The sequence below is a fragment of the Rhodococcus sp. ARC_M5 genome (genome assembly GCF_022810405.1).
In the GTDB taxonomy this organism is placed as follows: Bacteria; Actinomycetota; Actinomycetes; order Mycobacteriales; family Mycobacteriaceae; genus Rhodococcoides; species Rhodococcoides navarretei.
Genome location: NZ_JALGQE010000003.1, coordinates 215,548 through 237,045 on the forward strand (window position 1 = coordinate 215,548; position 21,498 = coordinate 237,045).

Sequence of the window (21,498 nt, forward strand, 5' to 3'; positions counted from 1 at the left end):
GGTCAGCCCTGCAGGGCGTTCTTCAAGCCGTCGAGCACGATGGTTGCCGCGGTCGGACCGGCGTTGAGGTACCACGGGTCGTCGTCGACGCGCACGATGTGGTTCTCGGTGGCCGCGCTCATTCCGGTCCACAGCGGGTTCGTGGTGTACGACGCGGCGCTCGAATCGGCTTCGGCGTCCTGGCTGGAGACGAACACCCAGTCCGCGTTCGCCAGTTGAATCTCTTCCTCGCTGAAGTCCTGGGAAGTCTTGTCGAACTGCTGGCTTTCCGGCCGCGCCAGTCCGGCGTCCCAGGCGATGTAACCGGCGAACGACGGAACGCCGAACACTCGCGCGCGATCAGCGGTGAAGCGAACGAAGGAGACCGTGGGCGTGCCGCCATCGGCAACCGAATTACCCAGTGCCGCAGCGTCGGAGGTAAAGGTGTCGAGGAAGCTCTGGGCTTGCTCGGTGCGGCCGAGCGCGTCGCCGAGAAGCAGGAAGTCCTGCTTCCAGTTCACTCCGGTGCCCTCGGTGAGCACGGTCGGAGCGATGGTCGAGAGAGTCGAATAGATGTCCTCCGAGCCTGCCTTGTTCGCCAGGATGAGGTCCGGTTCGACGGCGGCGATCGCCTCGATGTCGACTTCTTGCCGGTTGCCGACGTCGACGAACTGCGACATGCGATCCGCGTACTGCGGGAACGAGAAGCTGATGTAGTCCGGAACCAGTGCGGCACCGTCCCCGTAGGCGACTCCGGTGGGTACGACGCCCAGAGTGAGGGCCGCGTCGAGCTGGCCGGTGGCGATCACGACGATCTTCGTCGGTTCGGCGGGGATTTCGGTGGACCCACCGAAGTGCCCGACGGTGCGGGGAAACACTCCGTCCGCGGCTCCCGAACCCATCCCGTCGGGAATGCCGGTCGGGCCTGGTGCGTCCGTGACGGCGTCGCCGGTAGTGGATTCATTGCTGGTGGACGGAGTGGCCGTCTGCTCGTCGGTGTCGCCGCAGGCAACGGTGGTCAGTGCGGTGACCGCGGCGATCGTGGTGGCCAGGAGTAGACGTTTCACTTCGTTCTCTTTCACGGGTCCGACAGAGGCAGGTAACGCTAGCCTAAACCTCGACGGGCCGAGATCGGTGCTGCGCGTCTGCTACGGTGCTCTCATGCAGCGCACGTATTTCTGGTTTAGCAGGCCGGCCCCGGGTGGGTCAGCCAGCGACGCCATGCGCTGAACTTCCACCCCACGAGCCGGATACAGACCGGCTCGAAGTGCGTGTGGAGCATGATGAGCCGGCCTGGGAACAGGAACGCCCTCTCATGACACTCTCTCTCGACACCCCACCTCTCGACGATCAGCGGACCATCAGTATCAGTCCACTGATTGCCCCGTCGGTGCTGCGCCGCGAACACGCTGTGGACGACGCGATCTCGGCGACCGTCCGAACCGGACGTGCGGGAGTGGTCGACGTGCTGGACGGCACCGACGATCGGCTGATCGTCGTGGTCGGCCCGTGCTCGGTGCACGACACCGACGCGGCTCTCGACTACGCCCGCCGACTTGCCGCCACGGCAGCCGAATTGGGCGACCGACTGCACATCGTCATGCGGGTCTACTTCGAGAAGCCCCGGACGACGCTCGGCTGGAAGGGGCTGATCAACGACCCGCACCTCGACGGCAGCTTCGACATCAACGCCGGACTACGGGTGGGACGCCAACTGCTGCTCGATATTTCGGCGCTCGGTCTGCCGGTCGGATGCGAATTCCTCGACCCGATCACTCCGCAGTACATCGCAGACCTGGTGAGCTACGGCGCGATCGGTGCACGGACCGCTGCGAGCCAGGTGCACCGCCAGCTGTGCAGTGCGCTGTCGATGCCGGTGGGGATCAAGAACTCCACCGAGGGTGACATCCAGGTAGCGGTCGACGGAACTCGCGCCGCCGCGGCGAGTCATGTCTTCCCCGGCACCGATCTGGACGGCCAAGCAGCGCTCATTCGTACCGTCGGAAACCCGGACTGCCACGTCATTCTCCGCGGGGGCGTCGACGGACCGAACTACGACGCCGAATCGGTCGCCGATACCGTTGCGCGACTGCGTAAGTCGGGCCTGCCGGAGCGCGTTGTCATCGACGCAAGTCACGGCAACAGCCGCAAGGACCACAACAAGCAGGTGGACGTCGTCACCGACGTGGCCGCCCGGGTAGCGGCAGGCGAACACGGCATCGTCGGTCTGATGCTCGAGAGTTTCCTGGTCGAGGGGCGTCAGGATCTCGAACTCGGTCGCCGCGACGATCTGGTCTACGGGCAGTCGATCACCGATGCCTGCCTCGACTGGGACACCACGGCAACACAGTTGAACGTGCTGGCTGCGGCGGTCGAGGAGCGTCGGAACTCCCGAACCGCTCGCTAACGAACCCCGCGCGGTCGGAATTGCACGCTGATGCGTGGGCCGGTCGCGCGGGTGGACTTGGGTACGGCATGTTCCCAGGTCCGTTGACACGAGCCACCCATCACCACCAGGTCTCCGTGACCGAGCGTGAATTTCAGCGACGTTCCGCCGCCACGCGGTCTGAGCATGAGTTGCCTTGTGGCACCGAGCGATACGATCGCGACCATGGTGTCCTCGGTGGCGCTGCGGCCGATGTTGTCGCCGTGCCAGGCCACGCTGTCGGAGCCGTCGCGGTAGTAGCACAGTCCGGCGGTGGCGAAGGACTCGCCGAGTTCGTCGCGGTAGTGCTCGTCGAGGGCGTCGCGCGCGTCGTACAGCGTTGCGTCGGGCCAACGCTCGCGCTCGCCGTAGAACCGAAGCAGCCGTGGCACATCGACCACGCGGTCGTACATCTGTCTGCGTTCGGCGCGCCAATCGACGTCGGTCACCAGCGAGTCGAAGAGATCGGTATCGGACAACCAACCCGGGCGAACGTCCACCCACGCCCCGAGTGTGAGTTCGCGACGGGTGACGGACTCGAGCGACCCGACGCCGCCCTCCGCGTCACCGAACAACGAGCCTTGCATCGCGAGCGACATGGTTCGACTGTATCGAACAGGTGTTCCCATTTCCAGTGACCGGCGGTATTGTCCCACCATGGGATACGTATTTCAGGTCGTCGTGGACAGCGTCAACCCCCATGCGCTGGCGAAGTGGTGGGCGCAGACTCTGGGTTGGCAGTCCGAACCCAGCAACGAGGACTTCATCCGTGAGATGGTCGCCGCTGGACACGCTCGCGACGAGGACACGACCACCTTCGAGGGCGTTCTCGTGTGGCGGGCCGGCGCGGGCATCGTCGACGCCGAGTCGCCCGGCACCCCGCGAGTGCTCTTTCAATCGGTGCCCGAGGCCAAAACGGTGAAGAATCGGTTGCACCTCGACATCCGCGTCGGCGACGAGCGCGAATCGGTGGTGACGGAACTCGAAGCGCGGGGCGCGACGGTACTGCATCGAGGACAGCAGGGCCCCAGCGTCTGGATCACCATGACCGACCCGGAGGGCAACGAGTTCTGCGTCAGCTGAGACGGTATGCGCCGGGGGTCTGGCCGGTCCACCGCTTGAAGGCTCGGCGAAAGGCACTCGGCTCGGAGAAGCCCAATCGGGTCGAGATGTCGTCGACGCTGTCGCCGCGGCTGAGCCCGGAGATCGCCGCATCGCGCAGAACCTCTTCTCGCAGTTGGTTGATCGAGGTGCCCTCCTGCCGAAGGATGCGTCGCAGATGCGGTGGGCTGATGTTGAGCATTGCCGCGATTTCCTCGGTCCCCGGTGCGCCGCCCTTGAATCCGGTTTCCAGAGCGCGGCGGACCTGGCTCGAGGCCGTGCTGTCGTAATCTCGCGACGAGAACAGCAGATTGGGCGATTCCGCGAGATACTCCGCCAGAGTGGCCTCGGTCTGCACGATCGGTGCTCGCATCACAGCAGTGTCGAATTCGAGTGTGGCGAGATCGGTTCCGAACTCGACGTGGGTGCCGAAGATGGCGTCGTACATCTTCCCGGCCTCCGGTCCCGGTAACGCGTAGGGCAGCTGGACCGACAGCAGTTTGACCCGGCTGCCGATGAGCCAGGCCGCGAATCGGTGCAGCAGAATCAACAGAAAATCGGTCAGCAAGCGTTCGGCGAGTTCGTTGGCTTCCGGGCTCAGGTGCGTGGTGGGGGTGACGTGCACCGTCAACACCGTGGACTCCTCGGTCCGATCCAACGTCATGGGGCGTACCGGAATCAACACCCGCATGGTCTCGGACATCCGAATCAGTGCCGCCCACAGGTTCTCGGTGTGGATGAGCGTCTGACACACCACGCGAAAGCTCCCGCGCCGCACCGGTACTGCGGCGAGGCCGAACAGTTCGTCGCCGGTCATCGTCCAGACCGCCTGGGTGAACGCGGTGACCTGCCGGGTGGTCAGACGCTCGGCCGGGTTGTCGAGAATGGTGGATCCGATGCCCGCCATCGACAACGGGTAGGTCAGGTCGACACCACTGTTCGTCGCGAGGTCGACGGCTTGTCTGACGAAATACGCCGGGATCGTCGGCTGCGGAGTCACAATGTCCGCAGCCTCTCGGCCGCGTCGGCGAGTACCTCGTCCTGCTTGCAGAAAGCGAAGCGCACCAACGACTTCCACGGAGCGGGCTCGTCGACGAAGGCCGTGACCGGAACGGCCGCGACACCCACCAGATCCGGGAGGGAACGGCAGAACTCGTAGGCGTCGCCCCGCCCGATCGGTGCGATGTCGGCACAGACGAAATACGTTCCCGCGCTGTATTTCACATCCGCTCCAGCGGCGGCGAGAGCAATCGAGAGGGTGTCCCGCTTGCGTTGCAGCCCGTCGCGCATGGCGGTTATCCAGGCCTGTTCGTGCTCGAGCGCGTAGGCCACGGCCGGCTGAAAAGGCGTGCCGCCGACGAAGCTCATGAACTGTTTGGCGGCGCGGACGGCGTCGATCAGCTCTTTCGGTCCGAGCGCCCAGCCGGTCTTCCATCCGGTGGCGTTGAAGGTCTTCGCCGCACTCGACACGGTGACGGTGCGCTCGAACATCCCGGGCAGTGTCGCGATCGGGGTGTGCACGCCACCGTCGAAGACGAGGTGTTCGTACACCTCGTCGGTGAGGACCAGCAGATCGTGGGCCACCGCGATGTCGGCTATGCGGATCATGGTGTCGCGGTCGAAGACCGTGCCGGTGGGGTTGTGCGGGGAATTGACGATCAGCATGCGCGTGCGAGGCCCGATCGCGCGTGCGAGGGCGTCGGTGTCGACGGTCCACCCGTTGCCGTCCGAGACCAGGGGCACGGCGGTCCTGGTGGCACCGGCGAGGGCGATGGCGGCCGCGTAGGAGTCGTAGAACGGCTCGATCAGCAGGACGTCGTCGCCTGGCTCGATCAGACCGAGTAGTGACGCCGAGATCGCCTCGGTGGCACCGACGGTGACGAGTATCTGTGAATCGGGGTCGTAGCTCAGTCCGAATCGGGCCGCACGGTCGTCGGCGATGGCAGCGCGCAACACCGGCATGCCGGGGCCGGGGGAGTACTGATTGAGTCCGTTCGCGATGGCCTCGCGAGCTGCCTCGAGCATGGCGGGTGGGCCGTCGGTGTCGGGGAAGCCCTGCCCGAGGTTGACGGCATTCTTCTGGACGGCGAGTGCGGTCATCTCGGCGAAGATCGTCGAAGAGAACGGGCGCAACCGTGCCACTGTGCGCGAGGGCAACAACTCGGACATTCCTGCAGCGTAGTTCACCGAGCAGAACGGCTGGATCAGGTCGGTATCGACCCGCTCGGCTCTGGAACTCGCTGCGTGATCACGCGCTCGCCGCCGAAGCCTGCCCTCGGGAGTCTCGGTGGGCTCACGACCACGTTCACACCGTTCCGATCGCGACGGACGAGGCGACGCACGAAGCGTGGTCGCTGAAGTACTGCGCTGGAGGAGCATGCAATGACGTACTACTGACCTCACCGACCACAATTCGAATGATCACACGGCATTCCGTCGAAGGCTTCGAATAGTGCGACCTGAGGTCAGTTGTCGACAAGTATCGAGTCGAGCCACAATTCTCGAATCGCATCCCCGCGATGGCTGTTTCGAGGCTGAGCGTACGAGAGGTGCCCCGATCAGCGCAGGTCGTCGGGAAGATCCGCCGGGTCGATGAGCAGCTGCTGATTCTTGGCCGTGCGAACCTTCTCGGACAGACCGATGTTGGCGTGCAGCAGCGCCCATTCGCCCTCGGTGATCTCGTCGACGGCGCGTGCGATGACCGCCTTGTCGGTGGTTCCCCAGGCTATGGGCATCGCCGAGGCCAGCTGCCACGTCCGCCCACCGGTGTTCCGGCCCCGGTCCGCGAGAACCGACACCGCAGGCACCTGCGCGCCCCGCTCGACGGCGTGGCCGGGAAGCGCCCGCACGACGCGGGTGATCAACACGTAGTGCGGCTCGTTCACCCCTGGCTTTGCGATGTCGACCAGGGCCAGCAGTATTGCTCCACTCGGTAGCTTCTCGGCCACCACCGCCGGCACGAGATCGCCTGCGGCATATTGTGATTCGATGGACCCCATCTTTCGCGGTGCCCACAGCATCACCCAGAGCGAGGTGGCCGCGCCGATCAGGAACACCGCGCCGAGGATGTACGACCACGGGGCCGCGATCCAGATGAACCAGGCCCCCAGCGCGATCAGGAAGACGGCGGTGAGCGCCGCAGAGGCCCGTAACCGACGAAGCTCGGTGAACGTCTCGTTGACCGACTTCGCGTGGGCTACGTCTACGGGGAACTCGAACTTGCGCACACAGGTATTCCTAGCACGGTGCCGAGCCGACCCGAAGTCTCAGATCGCCGGACCGAGCAGATCGTCCGCGTCGGTGATGCGGTAGGCGTAGCCCTGTTCGGCGAGGAAACGCTGGCGGTGGGCCGCGTACTCGGCGTCGAGGGTGTCGCGGGAGACCACCGAGTAGAAGTGCGCCTGACCGCCGTCGTGCTTCGGTCGGAGCAGTCGGCCGAGGCGCTGGGCCTCTTCCTGCCTGGAGCCGAACGTTCCCGAAACCTGCACTGCAACGGACGCTTCCGGAAGGTCGATCGAGAAGTTAGCCACCTTGCTCACCACCAGCGTCTGGATCTCGCCCTTGCGGAACGCGTCGAACAGCACTTCACGTTCCTTGTTCTTGGTCGAGCCCTGAATGACCGGAGCGTTCAGCGCTTCGCCGAGCTCGTTCAACTGGTCGAGGTACGCGCCGATGACCAACGTCGGAGCGTCCTGGTGTTTGGCGAGGATCGATTTCACGACGGCGATCTTCGTGTGCGCCGTCGAGCACAGCTTGTAGCGCTCCTCGGGCTCGGCGACCGCGTACGACATGCGCTCGGCATCGGTCAGGGTGACGCGAACCTCGATGCATTCGGCGGGCGCGATCCAGCCCTGTGCCTCGATGTCCTTCCACGGGGCGTCGTAGCGCTTGGGTCCGATCAGCGAGAAGACGTCGCCCTCGCGGCCGTCCTCGCGGACGAGCGTCGCGGTCAGGCCGAGGCGTCGACGCGACTGCAGATCGGCCGTCATGCGGAACACCGGCGCGGGCAGCAGGTGCACCTCGTCGTAGATCACCAATCCCCAGTCCCGGGAATCGAAGAGTTCGAGGTGCTTGTACTCACCCTTGGTGCGACGCGTGATCACCTGGTACGTGGCGATTGTCACAGGGCGAATCTCTTTGCGCTCGCCCGAATACTCGCCGATCTCCTCCTCGGTGAGCGAGGTGCGTGCGATGAGTTCGCGCTTCCACTGCCGACCGGCGACGGTGTTGGTGACCAGAATCAGCGTGGTCGCCTTGGCTCTGGCCATCGCGGCGGCACCGACCATCGTCTTGCCGGCGCCACACGGCAGTACGACGACGCCCGAGCCGCCGGCCCAGAACGAATCGGCCGCCATCTCCTGGTAGTCGCGCAGCGTCCAGTTGCCGCCCTCGGTGTCGAGCTCGATGGGGTGCGCTTCGCCGTCGACGTAGCCGGCGAGGTCCTCGGCAGGCCAGCCGATCTTGAGCAACATCTGCTTCACGTGGCCGCGTTCGCTGGGATGCACGATCACCGTGTCCTCGTCGACCATCGCACCGAGCATGGGCGCAATCTTCTTGTGCCGCATCACCTCTGTGAGCACCGCGCGGTCCAGGCTGATCAGTACCAGGCCGTGGACCGGGCTCTTGACCAACTGCAGTCGGCCGTACCGAGCCATGGTGTCGACGATGTCGACCAGGAGCGGCTGCGGCACCGCGTAGCGGGAGAAGTTCACGAGCGCGTCGACGACCTGCTCGGCGTCGTGGCCTGCGGCACGTGCGTTCCACAGTGCCAGTGGGGTGATGCGGTAGGTGTGCACGTGCTCGGGGGCACGTTCGAGCTCCGCGAACGGTGCGATGGCCGCCCGCGCTGCGCCCGCGAGATCGTGATCGACCTCGAGCAACAACGTTTTGTCGGACTGGACGATCAGCGGGCCGTCGGTCACGGTTCCTCCTAGAGACATCTGCTGCGCTCGAAAGAGCGCAACTTCTCCATTGTCCACAGGTAGGGGCGTGCGTGCACGTGAGCCCGGTCTACTCGACCAGCGCGACCGAGGTGATCCGATGCAGGGTGAAGCGTCGAACCCCACCGGTGGCGGGGTCGAACGCGTCGAGTTGACCGCCGCCGATGCTGATCGGATCGACGATGCGATGCGTGGCAACCCCCTGGGCATCGACGTAGCCGATGCTCACACTCCGCTTGACCTTCGCTGCGGTCTGCAACAGCGTCATCGTCGCGGTGCTGCTGGCCCGGGATCCGTCGGCGCGTACCACTGCGCCGCCGTTGCCTGCCGCTCGGTCGGCAGCGCGCATTCCGCGCACCAACGACCCCAGCTGTTCCTCGGTGGGGACGGCCGGAGTGCGGAACGCCTGGCGCGGCCGCCGTGCCGAGACCCGCGACCCGCGGGCACGCAGATCGACGATGGTGCCGGACGAGTCCTCGCCTGCCGGCGCGAAACCCGCTCCGGCCAACACCGTGAGCACCTCGGCGAGCGGAGCCTGTGAGATCGCGACGGTCGGGGCCAGTGCCCTCAGCGCCAGCGATTCGGCCGCCGGGGACGCCATCACCTCGGCGAGCAACGCCGGATCCTCGCACCGAACGAACGACGCGGCGACGCCTGCTCGGAGGCGGCCGTGTCGACGAGCCACGTCGTCGATCAGATAGGTCAGGGCCTGCGGCACCGGCGTCCGCGAGTGGGTTGCGAACAACGCGTGCAACTCGGACGCGCTCAGTCCCACATCGAGTGCGCGGCGCAGGCTCGTGTCGCTGATCCGGTACATCGTGGCTGCGCCCGCTGATTCCACGTCGGCCACGAGTTCGATCCGATCCTGCAGGTCCGGCTCGAGCGGGCCGGGTGCCACCAGCGTGAGGTCGGCTTGCACCAGGACGTAGTCGATGGGTTCGGGTAGAGCCGCACGCATATCGGCTTCGGCATTGCCGTCGTGCAGCAACGAGCGACCCGGGGTCGACATCGCTCCACGGCCGACGATGCCGAGCGCCGTCGCTTCGGCGAGAACATGGCCGACGGGGGTGACGCCGAAGCGTCCGGACCACCGAGGTCGACGCCACGCGAGGGTGCGAGCGAGGTCGGCGGGCTGCGCTGCGTGCCCACTGCCGAGTTCGGCGAGCAGTTCCAGGATCATGCGTCGATCCCGCGGTGCGGCCGGAGAGCGGACTTCCTCGGACAGGGCGGCGATGGGCTTGTCGTTGGGGTCACGCATCCCGATGACCCAGGGTGCCCGTGGCACTTCGAGCCAGGCGGCGGCGAGCGTGTGCCAGCGGGCCGCCGGTGCGGCGGCGAGCCACGCGTCGACGGCAGGCGTCGGTGCCCAGTAGTCGTCGCCGTTGTCCGACGCGGGAACCGGGTCCGGTGTTCCGCTGGAGATCAGATGGGCGGCGGCGAGAAGCTCGACGAGGATGCTCACGCGGTCGTCGTCGAGTCCGGTGGCCTTGGTGATCTTGCGGAGCTCGCGCACTCCCAGGCCCCCGGCTTTGAGGGCGGGTGCCGGTGCGGTCGAGAGTGCCTCGATGATCGCTACGCAGTGCCTGCCCAGCTCGAGTGCCTCGCCTGCCGCGGCGGCGTCCACGTCGGCGAGTGAATGCGTAGTGGTGTCGAGCGTGGGTTCGGCGAGAGAGCGTGGGTCGGACATCGGCTCGCCGCGCAGAATCTGCCCCACCTGGACGGGAAGCTCGACGGTTTGCTCGTCCAACCAGATCAGCAGGCCCTTGGCGAGCAGCTTCTGGACGGGCCGATCCGGGGGTGTACCGGGTGAAGCGTCCCTGGTACGCCCGGTCGGCGACGATCTGGCGAGGGTGTCGAGGAGGTTGCGTTCACCGTCGCCGAGTTCGGCCAGTGCAGCGGTGATGGATGCCTCGGTGAGATTGTCGACCGGGTCGAGTACGCGCCCGATGCGCCACGGCACGGCATCCGCCGCTGCGGGGCTGATCCGGAACCCGGCTGCGTCTCCCCACACCAGCAGCCGTTCGCGCAGTTGGGCCAGCGCCCGGTCGACGCTCTTGGCCAGTGCGCGCTTGGCCACCACCGCAAGCAACGTTGCGCGGGTGACGGGCCGCTCGTAGGCCTCTTCGACGGCGAGGATTTCGAGGACCGTGAGTGCGAGGGTGTCGAGGGTGTCTGCGGTGTGCAGGATCGACCGGCGCTGCTCGGCCCGTCCGGCCAGCACGGCCAGGGATGCGGGCGGCGGCGCGGTCAGATCCGGACGCAGCGACATGGCCTTGATCAGCTCGGCGTCGGTTCGAGCTGCGATCCACTGAGGCAGATCTGGGGGCGTGTCGGTGTGTCGGTGCGCAGTCGTGTCGGTCATCGTCTATCAGATTAGAGACCTGGGCTGGTGCTCGCCGCAGGGCAGGTGTCAAAATGGGCGCATGGTGAACAAGTCGAAGAAGCCCTATGTCGATCCAGGCTGGCCGGAAACCGCTCGCGGTGACCACGCGGTGACCGAACTCTCGTCCGCGCGATCGGGTGGCTTGTCACCCTTCGGTGAGGACACCGAGTTCCCGCTGCCCGTCGAAGACCTGCCCTACGCCCATCCGGTGACCGTGGTCAATCGCTGACCGCGGCCCTCGAACACGAAAAAGCCCCCGACATCGTCGGGGGCTTTTTTCGTACGAGCTGGAGCAGCCAGGCAGCTTACTGGGGCAGGAATGCCTTGTTGGCCTGGTAAAAGTTCACGACCTGCGGATCGAGCTGGATGCCCTGGGCCGCGTTCTGCACGAACGCGGCGATCTGCGGATCGTTGGTGATGTTCTGAACGGCGGTGACGATGCCTTCGACGACCTCGGCGGAGCTGTCCACGGCCGGGATGGACGACAGGTCGGGGAGCGCGGGAACTTCCGGTGCCTTGGGGGTGACCGGAACGCTGCGCTCGGTGGGCGCGCTGTTCAGTCCGAGGCTGGAGGAGCAGGACGGCCATGCGCCCCAACCCTGCGAGTCGAGGACCTTCTCTGCGACTGCGATCTGCTCTTCGCGGCTGGCCTGGTTGGCCGTGGCCGCGTACTGCTGTCCACCGTGTGCGTTCCAGGTGCTGGGGGAGAACTGCAACCCGCCCTGGTAACCGTTGCCGGTGTTGATGCCCCAGTTGCCGCCGGCTTCACACTGAGCCAAGCGATCCCAGTCGGAATCCGGTGCCGCGTTGGCAGTGCCGGTGAAGGCGATGCTCGCGGTGCCCATGATGGCTCCGGTGACTGCGACCTTTGCGACGGTCTTGCCCGTGGTGCTCGGCTTGCGATGACGTCCGCTCATACGAGTTGAAATCCTCTCCACACGCGCCTGCGAGGTCAGCTGTCGGGTTCGGGCTGAGAGGTAGCCCGGCCGTTTCGCTCACTCCTGAAAGTGGGCAATTGGGCTTCACCCCAAGGGAAGTCGGTGCGGCTTCGTGAGTCGCTACAACTTCCCGGTTGTCCATGGAGGACGTGGGTCCCCCGTCCTCGTCCCCTGGGTGATCGTCGAGGGTGTTCCGGTTCCCGCGGGACGAGGTTTGGCGCTGCGGGCCGGAATTCGGCCGAACTTTCCGGCCGCTGCTGACCGTACTGAAACTCCCGCCTTACGTCACTATTTGGTAACTGTCGGTTTCGGTGCGTCGCCCCGAGCGCGTTTTGTACCTCTTTCGGGTCTCTCGCGTCCGCCCAGCTAGTGGACGTGCCGGGCATTGAACCCCTGTCCGTTGCCTGTCCGTTACCGGAGCGTGATGTGATGGAAGTCACATCAACGGCAACCGATCCGAGAGGTCACCGAATGGCAACGATGTCCTTGCCGAGGGGCATCAGCGATACGGGAATCATCTTCAGGTTCGCGATCGCCAACGGAATACCGATGATGGTGATCGCCATGGCGACGGCCGTGACCACGTGAGTCAGGGCCAGCCACCAACCGGCGAGGATCAGCCACAGCACGTTCCCGACGAGTGCGCCGGATCCGGACCCCGGCTTGTCGACGATCGTCGAGCCGAACGGCCACAGTGCGTAGACGCCGATGCGGAACGACGCGATGCCGAACGGAATGGTCACGATCAGGATGCACAGCAGAAGTCCGGCGAGGAAGTAGCCCAGTGCCAGCCACAGGCCGCCGAAGACCAGCCAGATGACGTTCAGGATCAACCTCATGATCAGCGCGCCCGTCGTCCGGATGCCAACGCGTAGACCAGGGCCAGCACGAAGCCGGTCGGCGCGGAGAACATGGCCGTCAGATACAGCCCGAGTGGGGGCTTGGCGGCGGAGAAGATCGGAAACACGAGGATCGCGACGATGGCGACGAGGCCGATCGCGAACAGGGCCAGCGCGATGCGCAGCAGTACGGTGCTGCTCTTACGAGTCGATGTGTCCACATGCACCACGGTAGTGCGAAGCGTGATGCGGTGAGGGCGCGGTGAGGCGAACAACTCGAATGCTCTATCCGGGCTCACCGCGCTAGACTGGCGTATTCGCGTCCTACGTTCTCGTGGGGCGCGAAACTTGTGCGGACCGAACATCGGTTCCACGAACAACGCAACCATCGACAGCAACAGATGAACGGGTGAGCTCAGTGCCGACCGGCAAGGTGAAGTGGTACGACGTCGACAAGGGATTCGGATTCCTCTCGCAGGAGGAAGGCGAGGACGTCTACGTGCGTTCCTCGGCGCTGCCCGAGGGCGTCGAGGGCCTCAAAGCCGGTCAGCGCGTCGAATTCGGTATGGCCGCAGGCCGTCGCGGGCCGCAGGCGCTGAGCCTGAAGGTGCTCGAGCCGGCACCGTCGGTGCGTCAGAACACCGGAAGCACCCGCCGCGAACCCGTCGAGCGCAAGCACACTCCCGACGAACTGCACGGGATGGTCGAGGACATGATCACGTTGCTCGAAGCCACCGTGCAGCCCGAACTGCGCAAGGGCAAGTACCCGGACCGGAAGATCGCGCAGCGCATCTCCGAGGTGGTCCGGGCCGTCGCGCGCGAGCTCGACAGCTGACCCCGCAGAACGACTAGGGCAGCATCCCGATCGACCAGATGGCGTGGCTGACGAAGCCCTCCTGATTGGTGTCGGTGTCGATGATGCCGGTGGGCAGGCGAACCTCGACTCCGAGCAGGGTTCGGTCGCTGTCGTCCATCGTCGGCACCGTGACGCTCAACCTGGTTCCCGGCTCGTTGAACCGGCTGTCCTCGACGATGTTTCCGCTGTCGTCGCCGTAGACCAGGGCGAGTACCCACGGTGCCGAGTAGACGGCCTCGGGGAGTGAGAGTTGCACCGTCGGTGCCGTGCCGACCCGAATCTCGGTGGTCTCTCCCACGTTGGTGCACAGCGGGTCGCTGACGGCGCAGTACAGGTACGGCTCGACCTCGACGGTCCGGCCGTTGGAGTACGCGGAGATGACGGGTTCCTTCTCCGGTGCGTTTCCGATCAGCAGGGCGAGCACCGCGACGAACGCGGCGGCGACGACGAGCAGACCCGCGGAGAGCAGGGCCGCGATCTTCTTGGTGCGGGGAGCGAGATTCACTTGGTCACGTTTTCGCCGAAGGTACCGTCGGACAGTTCTTGTTCGACGTGGTCGGGGCGGTTGCCGCCGAAGCCGGGCAGAAGCGATCTGCCGCGGTAGGTGAGGAATGTCTGCACGAGCCCGATCGTAAGCAACACCGAGACCACGCTGAAACCGAGCCAATACTCGGTGGGTAGCAGGACGCCGAGCGTGCCGCCGAGCACCCAGCACAGCTGCATGACGGTCTCCGATCGGCCGAATCCCGACGCGATCGACTCCGGCGGCAGATCGGCCTGCAAGGACGCGTCGAGCGAGACCTTGGCCAGTGCGCTGGCGCTCGAGGCCACGAGCGCGGCCACCGCCGCGGTGAGCAGGCTGTCGGTCACTGCGGCGACGACGGCAACCACAGTGACGGCGAGGGTGCAGCGAAGGACCACAAGGGATGGCCGGCCGAGTTTGATCCTGGCACCGAGCGCGTTGCCCGAGAAGTTGCCGAGGCCTGCTGCGGCTCCGACGAGTCCGAGCATGGCGGCCTGCTGCAGCGGTTCGTGTTCGGTGCGGGATTTGGCCACGAAGGCGATATAGAGAGTCAGGAAGCCGGTGAGAATCCGGATGGTGCCGTTGCCCCACAGGCCGACGATCACCGCCCGGCCCAACGGTTGTCTGCGATTCTTGGCGGGTCCGTCGGCCGGTGGCGTGCGTCTGATGGTCTCCGTCGGAGCCCCATTGCCGGGGTAGTCGTTGCCGCGGTCTCGATCGGTGTGGTGCTGATCCGCGTGGTAGCTCAGGGTCGCGGGCACCTCGCCCTCGGTGATCTCCACCCAGGACGGGATGCGCATGCTCAGGTAGGCACCGAGAACGGTGATCGCGGCGACGAACCACAGAGCCCCTGGGGAGTCCGCAACGAACGCGATGCCGCCGGCGACAGCGCCGGCGGCGATGGTGCCGCCGAGCAGACCGAACACGGTGAGTCGAGAGTTGACGCGCACGAGGTCGATGTCCGGTGGCAGTACTCGCGGCGTCACGGCACTCTTGAGTACCGCAAAGGACTTGCTGAGGACGAGCATGCCGAGCGCGGCCGGATACAACACCCAGCTGTCGAAGTTGAACACCAGCACCACCGCCAGCACGGTGCGCAGCCCGAACGAGGTGGCGAGCGCGATGCGTCGGCCGTGTTGCAACCGGTCGAGCAACGGTCCGATGAGCGGCGCGATCAGCGCGAACGGCGCGATCGTGATGACGAGATACAGAGCGACCTTGGTCTTGTCCTCCCCGGTGGCAGCCGAGAAGAACAGAGTGTTGGCCAAGGCGATCGCGAGCGCGGCGTCCGAAGCGAAGTTCGCCATGGTCGCGTAGGTGAGGGCCGTCAGTCCGGACTTGTCGGCACCGTCGGCTTTCGCGGCTCGCTGGAACGACGCGATTCCCTTGCCGGTCAGTTCGCGTCCGCGCATGGCGGCGACGCGGGTGACGGTCAGCTTCTTGGGCATCGGCGGCGGCTTGCGGGCACCGGACTTGCCGCGCGCCGCCGTGATCTGCTCGGTTCGCGGCGGGTGCAACGGCGGCAAGGGCTGACGCCTGCTCGGGACATGGGTGGGCGTGACAGGAGTCGCGGGTGGGTAGTTCGCCAGACCCGGATGCGCGAGTGGGTCAGGAGAAGTGCCTGCGGAGTGATCCTGGTGTGGGTCGTGAGCGGAGCCTGCGGAGTGATCCTGGTGTGGGTCGTGAGCGGAGCCTGCGGAGTGATCCTGGTGTGGGTCGTGAGCGGAGCCCGCGGAGTGATCCTGGTGTTGGTCGTCCGCACCCGGTGGGGTGTGGGGGAGACGTGGATCGGTCACGGTGTCAATTCTGTCCTACGGGCGCGGTTTCGGTGAATCGCACCTCGAAGATCCTGGGCCAGTATTTGCCGGTCACGAGGAACCGGTCGGTGCCGGGAATCTGCGCGATGCCGTTGAACACGTCGGCGCCGTCTCGTTCGGAGGCCGACATCGAATTCCACAGTGGGGTGCCGTCGATGACGGCTGTCACCGCGCCGGTCTCGGGGTCGATGCGCATGATGTCGAAGGTCTGCCACACGTTGGCGTACACCGATCCGTCGTCGGCGCACTCGAGTTCGTTGAGCCGCTCCACCGGATTGCCGTCGAGCGTGACGTCCACGGCGGACTCGGCCTCGAACGAGGTGGGGTCGCGGAAGGTGAGGGTGGACGAGCCGTCGCTCATGACGAGGCGCTCGTCCTGCGAGCACAGTCCCCATCCTTCGCCGTCGTAGTCCACTCGGCGTCGCTCGGCGAGGCTGTCCGGGTCCCGTTCGATCGCGACCCCGTCCTGCCAGGTGATCTGCCAGAGGGTGTCGCCGTCGACGGTGATGCCCTCGCCGAACAGGTCGGACGGCAGATCCTCCCGCCCCAGTTCGGTCATGTTCTCGAGCGAGGTACGGCGGACGAACGACGAGCCTTCCAGTCCGGTGCCTTCGTAGAGGACGTCGCCGTCGATCTCGAATCCCTGGGTGAAAGCGTCGTCGCCGCGGTCGTATTCGCGGACGACCTCGGTGGTCAGTGCCGGAACCGAGTCGGACGTCACCGGAGCCGGTTGCGTCGTCGACGAGCATGCGGACACGGCCAGCAGTGAGGTCACGAGGGCAGCGAAGGTGCGAGCACGGACGGTCATTGCACCCATGATGGCAGCCCGAACTGGGCGTCAACGAGTCGATGCGGCAAACTGAATGTGTGAGTTTCACATCTTCTCCAGAGCTCGATTCCATCCGCCCCGTCTTGGCCGATGCCGTGGACCTTGCGCGGCAGGCACTGCTCGACCTGGGCGAGGGCGGTATCGGCGAGTACCTCGGGGTCACCGCCGAAGACTTCAGTGCGGCCACTCACCGGTTCGCCAGCGATCTCGAGGGGTACCGCGGTTGGCAGTGGGCCGTTGTGGTCGCCGCCCCGGAGGACGCGGATCACGCCACCGTCAGTGAGCTCGTTCTTCTGCCCGGCCCCGACGCCCTCGTGGCACCGTCCTGGGTGCCGTGGGACGAGCGCATCCGTCCCGGCGATCTGGGGCCCGGTGACCTGCTGTCTCCGCGCCAGGACGATCCGCGGCTCGTGCCGGGGTACGTCGCGTCCGGTGACCCTGCCATCGACGAGGTGGCAGGCGAGATCGGTCTCGGCCGAACCAAGGTCACCAGCCTCGAAGGACGTCTCGACGCCGCCCAGCGCTGGCACGACGGAGACTTCGGTCCCGACACCGAGATGGCCAAGGCTGCGCCGTCGACCTGTGGGCTCTGCGGCTTCTACCTTCCCCTCGCCGGTTCGCTGTCCGCCGCATTCGGAGTGTGCGGCAACGAATTCGCCGCCGACGGACACGTGGTGCACGCCGAGTACGGCTGCGGAGCGCACTCCGACACCGAACTCCCCAGCGGAGCCGGATCGCCGCAATTCGAGCCCTACGACGACGCTGCACTCGACGTGGTGGCCTCGCCGGTTGCCCCGGTCGAATCAGCCGAATCAGCCGCGCCGGACGCCGTTGTCGAGACGGACGCTGTCGAGTCGGACGCTGTCGAGTCGGACGCTGTCGAGACGGCTGCTGCGGCCGAGGCGACCGATGTCGTCGATACGACCGTCCCGGATCAGGCCTCGGATGACGTCCCGGCCCCGGACGCGATCGCGTCGGCAGAGTCGTCGGCCACCGAAGCTGTCTCGGCCGACGTCTCGCCTGTCACCGATGATGCGTCGAGCGCCACCGATCGTGCTGCGCAGGAAGAAGATTCGGCATCTCCGAGCTGATCGATCCGTTCGATACCGAATCGCTGCGGGAGTCGATTCTCGCGGCGTGGGCATCGTCGCCCACCCGGCTTCGGGAGGACTCTGCGTCCGAGTCCGATCTGGTGCGCGGTGGCTACCGCGATCGTCTGCTGACCGAGCTGGCACAGAACGCAGCCGATGCCGCGCAGCGGGCAGGCGTCCCGGGCCGGCTGGCTGTGTGGACCGATGAGAACGGCGCCCTGCATGTCGCCAATACCGGTGCTGCGCTGGATGTCTCCGGTGTGCACGCGTTGACCGCGTTGAGGGCGTCGGGCAAGACTGCCGCAGATTCGGGCGTCGGGCAATTCGGTGTCGGGTTCACTGCGGTGCGATCGGTGTCCGACGAGATCGAGGTGCGATCGCGTGGCGGCGGCGTGGCGTTCAGCGCGCACCGCACGCGCGAGGCGCTGGGTGAACGAGACATGCGCCCGCCTGATACCGGCGTTCCGGTGCTGCGGCTCGCATGGCCGGTCGCCGCCTCGCCCGCCGATGGGTTCGATACCGAGATCGTGCTGACACTGCGAGGTGATGTGGCGGCGGATTCCTTCGCCGCAGGGTCCGCGGACGAGGCGGTCGACCTGCTGCTCGAACTGGAGGCGTTGCACTCCATCGAGATCGACGGCGTCGTGATCGACTGCTCGAGAACGCAACTCGAAGGAAACAGTGCCGAGATCGTGATCGGATCGCGAACCTGGCGACAGTTCACGACACCGGCCGCACGATGGCTCGCTCCGGTCGTCGACGGTCTTCCCGTTCCCGCGTCGCCCGATGTGTTGCGCGCTCCGACCCGCTCGGACGAGCTGTTGTCGTTGCCCGCGTTGGTAATTGCCGATGTGCCGATGCAGCCCGATCGGCGACGCGTGTTGCCGGGTGTCTCGCTCGACGCGGTCGCGCTCGGCTACGTGGACTTCGTGGCCTCGCTGCCTGCCGCATCCAGGGTCTCGTTCGTACCCGAGGTCGGATTCGCCCGCAGTGCGGTCGACGGTGCACTGCGGGAACTCGTCTTTCACCGATTGTCCTGTGCACCATGGCTTCCTGGCGCTGACGGACATGACCTCGTGCCCGAGCGGGCGAACGTCGTTGCGGACGCCACCGAGGAACTCACGTCGGTGCTGGCGGGCGTCGTGCCCGATCTGGTCGCGGCATCGCTGTCGGGTGCGCGGCAGGCGTCGGCGCTCGCGGCGGTGGGGGTGCACCGGATCGGTTTGGCGAGGCTGGCGGAGATGGTCGGTGGGCTCGATCGCGAGCCGAGTTGGTGGCAGCGGCTGTTCGACGCGTTGGCTCCACTCGTGGTCGACGGTGTGGCTGCGGAAGAGCTTGCCGCGCTGCCTGTTCCGCTGGCGGACGGTCGTACGGTGACCGGTCCGCGGACGACGGTGATCGGCTCCGACGCTGCTGCTGCTGTCACCTGGGTCCGGCTGGTGCATCCGGATGCGGTGAGCCCGCTGTTGACGCGGCTGGGTGCTCGCGAGGCGACTGCGACCGAACTGCTCACCGACCCGGCGCTCGAGGCGGCCCTGGACGATCTCGACTGGGACGAGAGCGAGGATGTCGACGGGCTGGTCTCCGCCGTGCTGGCGCTGGCGCGGGCGGTGCAGGCGGGTGAACTGCCGAGTTGGCTCGGCGGTTTGCCCCTCGAAGACGACGAGGGCGAATTGCGCAGCGCCGACGAATTGTTGCTTCCCGGAGCGCCGTTGGCGGATCTGCTGATCGAGGATTCGCCGTTCGGCGTCCTCTCGACTGCGGTGGTGGACAGGTTCGGTGAGCGGGCGCTGCGAGCAGTGGGGGTCGGGTGGGGGTTCTCTGTGCTGCGCGACGAGCTGCCGACCGGGCCGGATCACGATCTCGACGACGAGTCGGCATGGTGGTCGAGTCTGTCCGAGGAGCCGGAAACGCTTCTCGCAGTGCGGGATCTCGACCTCGTCCGATCGGACGTCTGGTCCGAGGCGCTGACCGTCCTGCTGGACGATCCGAGTACCTGTGCGGCACTGACCGACCGTGACGGTTACACCGCGTGGTGGATCGGGCGGCACGCGCGAGTCCATGGTTCGCGTCCGATCGCGTTTCGAGCACCGTCGGACGAGACGTTCGCAGGGTTGCTCGATCCGCTGGATCATCCGCGTGCCGACGAACTGCAGGCGGTGCTCAGCGCGTCGGTCTGCGACAGCGCCGAAACGGCTCGCGTGCTGCTGGCAGCGCTGTCGGACCCGAAGCGGCGTCCGACGCCTGCGGTGATAACCAGAACCCACACGTCGATCGCCACCGCTGTTGCGGAGCGCCGCATCGAGGTCTCGGACATCGATCCACCGGATCGTGTCCGCACCCTTGTCGGCGACGTCGTGGATGCGTCGGATGCGCTCGTGATCGACTCCCCATGGCTGGCGAGCGTGGTGCCGCAGGAGATCGCCGTGCTCTCGGACATGGCCTCCGGGGCCGCGCTGGCCGACGTTCTCGACATCCGGACGGCGTCGGAGGCGATCGGTGGCGAGGTACTCGGAACCGGACGGGTCAGCTCCTGGGATCGCGAACCCGGGGCTCTGTTGGCCTGCGCGGTCATGGGATTGCCGCTGCCGTCCGGTGGGGTGGTGGTGCATCGCGAACTCGTGGTGCGGTTGTCGGGTGCGGTCAGCGGCGAGCGCAGAGTCCCGTGGTGGGTGACCGCCGACGGAACGGTCCACTGCACGGAAAGTTGGGAGCGACCACGTGGGGCCTGACGGGGTGATCCTGGACTGGATGGTCGAGCATCGAGTCGAGTGGGTCACGACGATGTTCTGGATCATCACCACGCTGGGCAACACGGTGTCGATGTTTCTGCTGTCCGCGGTGGTCGTCGTTGCGTTGCTTCGCGTCGGACGCAGATCTGATGCCGTCGTGGTGGCGGGCTCGATGCTGACCGGGTGGGGTCTGATGAATGCGCTCAAATTCGCGTTCGCGCGGGAGCGTCCGCCGATTCCGGAGCGGCTGGTGGATATTGCGAGCCATTCGTTTCCATCGGGCCACGCGACGATGTCGATGCTGCTTGCCACGGTGGCGATCGCGGTGATGCTGCGATCGCCGGATCCGCGGCTGCATCGGCCGGTACTGCTTGCGCTACCTGTGGTCGCGTCCTTGCTGATCGGATTCTCTCGGATCTATCTGGGTGCGCACTGGACCACGGATGTGTTGGCCGGCTGGGTGTTCGGTGCCCTGTGGGGGCTGGGATGGATCTATGCCGTCAGGCTGATCAGCGCGAGAAATCCGAGCGCTGGGCGATGACGAGCAACTCGTCGCGCATGGCCGGGCTGGAGACAGCGTTGGCGCGTGCATAGAGGGCGCGGAGCGAGCGGACGTGGTTGCGGCGATTGCGGTACTGAGCGACGAACTTCATGGCCTGGCTTTCGTGGATCGAGAGGTTATCTGAACTGACATAACCCATGGTCCACGTTAACTTTGTGTTACTCAACCGGCTGACGGGTTAGTTTGCCCACGTCAGAGGCCACAAGGTGATGGCGCTTACGTGATGCTGGTCTCAATCGAGCCCGCGTTGGGCGGTTCTGCTCCCGCGACGTGACGCCGCTCTCTGCAGCAGGAAGATCCCGAACCCTACTGCACCCACCGCGATGCCGGACCAGCACGTTGCGAGGACGTCGCCGTCCCGGTCTCCGGTGGCCGTGAACACCACCAGTGCCACGATCCACCCGAGGATGCCGATCGCCAACACCGGCACGGGATCGGTGAGGCTGCGCGGGATCTGGGGGAGGTCGGCCACAAAATCACGCT

22 protein-coding genes and 1 riboswitch are annotated in these 21,498 nt (G+C 66.3%); of the genes, 7 read left to right on the forward strand and 15 right to left on the reverse strand.

Going from position 1 to position 21,498, the window contains the following annotated elements; translation table 11 throughout:
* Positions 1-2: 2 nt before the first annotated feature.
* Positions 3-1,046, reverse strand: coding sequence for an iron-siderophore ABC transporter substrate-binding protein (locus tag MTX34_RS06525; RefSeq protein WP_243608827.1), 1,044 nt, complete (start codon positions 1,044-1,046; stop codon positions 3-5).
* 248 nt (positions 1,047-1,294) lie between these two features.
* Between MTX34_RS06525 and MTX34_RS06530 the strand changes: the two genes are divergently transcribed.
* Positions 1,295-2,386 carry a 3-deoxy-7-phosphoheptulonate synthase gene (locus MTX34_RS06530; protein ID WP_243608828.1) on the forward strand — a complete coding sequence of 364 codons (1,092 nt, stop codon included), beginning with the start codon at positions 1,295-1,297 and terminating at the stop codon, positions 2,384-2,386.
* Here MTX34_RS06530 and MTX34_RS06535 read toward each other — a convergent pair.
* Entirely contained in the window at positions 2,383-3,003 is a 621-nt protein-coding gene (locus MTX34_RS06535) for an alpha-ketoglutarate-dependent dioxygenase AlkB (RefSeq protein WP_243608829.1), read from the reverse strand. The two genes, MTX34_RS06530 and MTX34_RS06535, sit on opposite strands and share 4 nt — an antisense overlap.
* Positions 3,004-3,061: 58 nt before the next feature.
* On the opposite strand from MTX34_RS06535, the gene MTX34_RS06540 reads away from it, so the two are divergent.
* A complete protein-coding gene (locus MTX34_RS06540) occupies positions 3,062-3,487 on the forward strand; it encodes a VOC family protein (protein WP_243593806.1) in 426 nt (141 codons plus the stop codon).
* Here the strand turns inward: MTX34_RS06540 and MTX34_RS06545 are convergent.
* The 5 genes from MTX34_RS06545 to MTX34_RS06570 all read right to left on the reverse strand — a co-directional run bounded on the left by MTX34_RS06545 (position 3,480) and on the right by MTX34_RS06570 (position 10,807).
* Positions 3,480-4,505: an AraC family transcriptional regulator gene (locus MTX34_RS06545; RefSeq protein ID WP_243593805.1), complete on the reverse strand. Its 1,026-nt coding sequence runs from the start codon at positions 4,503-4,505 to the stop codon at positions 3,480-3,482. The two genes, MTX34_RS06540 and MTX34_RS06545, sit on opposite strands and share 8 nt — an antisense overlap.
* Positions 4,502-5,674, reverse strand: coding sequence for a pyridoxal phosphate-dependent aminotransferase (locus tag MTX34_RS06550; protein ID WP_243608946.1), 1,173 nt, complete (start codon positions 5,672-5,674; stop codon positions 4,502-4,504). The genes MTX34_RS06545 and MTX34_RS06550 overlap by 4 nt, the downstream gene beginning before the upstream one ends.
* A 389-nt stretch (positions 5,675-6,063) precedes the next feature.
* Positions 6,064-6,732: a DUF3239 domain-containing protein gene (locus MTX34_RS06560; RefSeq protein WP_243593804.1), complete on the reverse strand. Its 669-nt coding sequence runs from the start codon at positions 6,730-6,732 to the stop codon at positions 6,064-6,066.
* Between the two features lie 39 nt (positions 6,733-6,771).
* Positions 6,772-8,427 (reverse strand): DNA repair helicase XPB, encoded by a 1,656-nt coding sequence (locus MTX34_RS06565; protein WP_243593803.1) that lies wholly within the window; start codon positions 8,425-8,427, stop codon positions 6,772-6,774.
* Between the two features lie 88 nt (positions 8,428-8,515).
* A complete protein-coding gene (locus MTX34_RS06570) occupies positions 8,516-10,807 on the reverse strand; it encodes a helicase-associated domain-containing protein (protein ID WP_243608830.1) in 2,292 nt (763 codons plus the stop codon).
* Positions 10,808-10,868: 61 nt separating this feature from the next.
* On the opposite strand from MTX34_RS06570, the gene MTX34_RS06575 reads away from it, so the two are divergent.
* Complete coding sequence (locus tag MTX34_RS06575) at positions 10,869-11,057, forward strand: hypothetical protein (protein WP_008719333.1); 189 nt, start codon at positions 10,869-10,871, stop codon at positions 11,055-11,057.
* Between the two features lie 76 nt (positions 11,058-11,133).
* On the opposite strand, the gene MTX34_RS06580 is transcribed toward MTX34_RS06575, so the two are convergent.
* The 3 genes from MTX34_RS06580 to MTX34_RS06590 form a co-directional block, all read right to left on the reverse strand.
* Positions 11,134-11,745 carry a resuscitation-promoting factor Rpf1 domain-containing protein gene (locus MTX34_RS06580; protein WP_243593801.1) on the reverse strand — a complete coding sequence of 204 codons (612 nt, stop codon included), beginning with the start codon at positions 11,743-11,745 and terminating at the stop codon, positions 11,134-11,136.
* Positions 11,746-11,753: 8 nt separating this feature from the next.
* Positions 11,754-11,961: riboswitch (cyclic di-AMP (ydaO/yuaA leader) on the reverse strand.
* Between the two features lie 269 nt (positions 11,962-12,230).
* A complete protein-coding gene (locus MTX34_RS06585; RefSeq protein WP_149405031.1) occupies positions 12,231-12,605 on the reverse strand; it encodes a YccF domain-containing protein in 375 nt (124 codons plus the stop codon).
* Between the two features lie 2 nt (positions 12,606-12,607).
* A complete protein-coding gene (locus tag MTX34_RS06590) occupies positions 12,608-12,904 on the reverse strand; it encodes a hypothetical protein (protein ID WP_243608831.1) in 297 nt (98 codons plus the stop codon).
* Positions 12,905-13,023: 119 nt separating this feature from the next.
* Here MTX34_RS06590 and MTX34_RS06595 point away from each other — a divergent pair, with 119 nt between their 5' ends.
* Positions 13,024-13,440: a cold-shock protein gene (locus MTX34_RS06595; protein WP_008719325.1), complete on the forward strand. Its 417-nt coding sequence runs from the start codon at positions 13,024-13,026 to the stop codon at positions 13,438-13,440.
* Positions 13,441-13,453: 13 nt separating this feature from the next.
* Here the strand turns inward: MTX34_RS06595 and MTX34_RS06600 are convergent, their stop codons facing one another.
* The 3 genes from MTX34_RS06600 to MTX34_RS06610 all read right to left on the reverse strand — a co-directional run bounded on the left by MTX34_RS06600 (position 13,454) and on the right by MTX34_RS06610 (position 16,609).
* Positions 13,454-13,966 (reverse strand): DUF2771 domain-containing protein, encoded by a 513-nt coding sequence (locus MTX34_RS06600; RefSeq protein ID WP_243608832.1) that lies wholly within the window; start codon positions 13,964-13,966, stop codon positions 13,454-13,456.
* Entirely contained in the window at positions 13,963-15,573 is a 1,611-nt protein-coding gene (locus MTX34_RS06605) for an MFS transporter (RefSeq protein WP_374639056.1), read from the reverse strand. The genes MTX34_RS06600 and MTX34_RS06605 overlap by 4 nt, the downstream gene beginning before the upstream one ends.
* A 211-nt stretch (positions 15,574-15,784) precedes the next feature.
* Positions 15,785-16,609 carry a glutaminyl-peptide cyclotransferase gene (locus tag MTX34_RS06610; protein ID WP_374638990.1) on the reverse strand — a complete coding sequence of 275 codons (825 nt, stop codon included), beginning with the start codon at positions 16,607-16,609 and terminating at the stop codon, positions 15,785-15,787.
* A gap of 59 nt (positions 16,610-16,668) precedes the next feature.
* Here MTX34_RS06610 and MTX34_RS06615 point away from each other — a divergent pair, with 59 nt between their 5' ends.
* From MTX34_RS06615 to MTX34_RS06625, 3 genes are read left to right on the forward strand one after another with little or no spacing between them, the layout of a single operon-like run.
* Positions 16,669-17,721 (forward strand): DUF3027 domain-containing protein, encoded by a 1,053-nt coding sequence (locus tag MTX34_RS06615; protein WP_374638992.1) that lies wholly within the window; start codon positions 16,669-16,671, stop codon positions 17,719-17,721.
* On the forward strand, positions 17,718-20,453 hold the full coding sequence (locus tag MTX34_RS06620) for a sacsin N-terminal ATP-binding-like domain-containing protein (protein WP_243608947.1): 2,736 nt from the start codon (positions 17,718-17,720) through the stop codon (positions 20,451-20,453). Before MTX34_RS06615 ends, MTX34_RS06620 begins: the two co-directional genes overlap by 4 nt.
* A complete protein-coding gene (locus MTX34_RS06625; RefSeq protein WP_243608836.1) occupies positions 20,443-20,994 on the forward strand; it encodes a phosphatase PAP2 family protein in 552 nt (183 codons plus the stop codon). Before MTX34_RS06620 ends, MTX34_RS06625 begins: the two co-directional genes overlap by 11 nt.
* Here MTX34_RS06625 and MTX34_RS06630 read toward each other — a convergent pair.
* Complete coding sequence (locus MTX34_RS06630; protein WP_167327272.1) at positions 20,963-21,106, reverse strand: hypothetical protein; 144 nt, start codon at positions 21,104-21,106, stop codon at positions 20,963-20,965. The genes MTX34_RS06625 and MTX34_RS06630 overlap by 32 nt on opposite strands.
* A 141-nt stretch (positions 21,107-21,247) precedes the next feature.
* Entirely contained in the window at positions 21,248-21,487 is a 240-nt protein-coding gene (locus MTX34_RS06635) for a DUF2530 domain-containing protein (RefSeq protein ID WP_243593794.1), read from the reverse strand.
* Positions 21,488-21,498 lie beyond the last annotated feature (11 nt).

Bases quoted from the DNA above. Each gene is read 5' to 3' on its own strand.
- MTX34_RS06530 (WP_243608828.1), top strand. From the start codon at position 1,295: ATGACACTCTCTCTCGACACCCCACCTCTCGACGATCAGCGGACCATC.
- MTX34_RS06535 (WP_243608829.1), bottom strand. From the start codon at position 3,003: ATGTCGCTCGCGATGCAAGGCTCGTTGTTCGGTGACGCGGAGGGCGGC.
- MTX34_RS06540 (WP_243593806.1), top strand. From the start codon at position 3,062: ATGGGATACGTATTTCAGGTCGTCGTGGACAGCGTCAACCCCCATGCG.
- MTX34_RS06550 (WP_243608946.1), bottom strand. From the start codon at position 5,674: ATGTCCGAGTTGTTGCCCTCGCGCACAGTGGCACGGTTGCGCCCGTTC.
- MTX34_RS06570 (WP_243608830.1), bottom strand. From the start codon at position 10,807: ATGACCGACACGACTGCGCACCGACACACCGACACGCCCCCAGATCTG.
- MTX34_RS06575 (WP_008719333.1), top strand. From the start codon at position 10,869: ATGGTGAACAAGTCGAAGAAGCCCTATGTCGATCCAGGCTGGCCGGAA.
- MTX34_RS06580 (WP_243593801.1), bottom strand. From the start codon at position 11,745: ATGAGCGGACGTCATCGCAAGCCGAGCACCACGGGCAAGACCGTCGCA.
- MTX34_RS06585 (WP_149405031.1), bottom strand. From the start codon at position 12,605: ATGAGGTTGATCCTGAACGTCATCTGGCTGGTCTTCGGCGGCCTGTGG.
- MTX34_RS06610 (WP_374638990.1), bottom strand. From the start codon at position 16,609: ATGACCGTCCGTGCTCGCACCTTCGCTGCCCTCGTGACCTCACTGCTG.
- MTX34_RS06630 (WP_167327272.1), bottom strand. From the start codon at position 21,106: ATGAAGTTCGTCGCTCAGTACCGCAATCGCCGCAACCACGTCCGCTCG.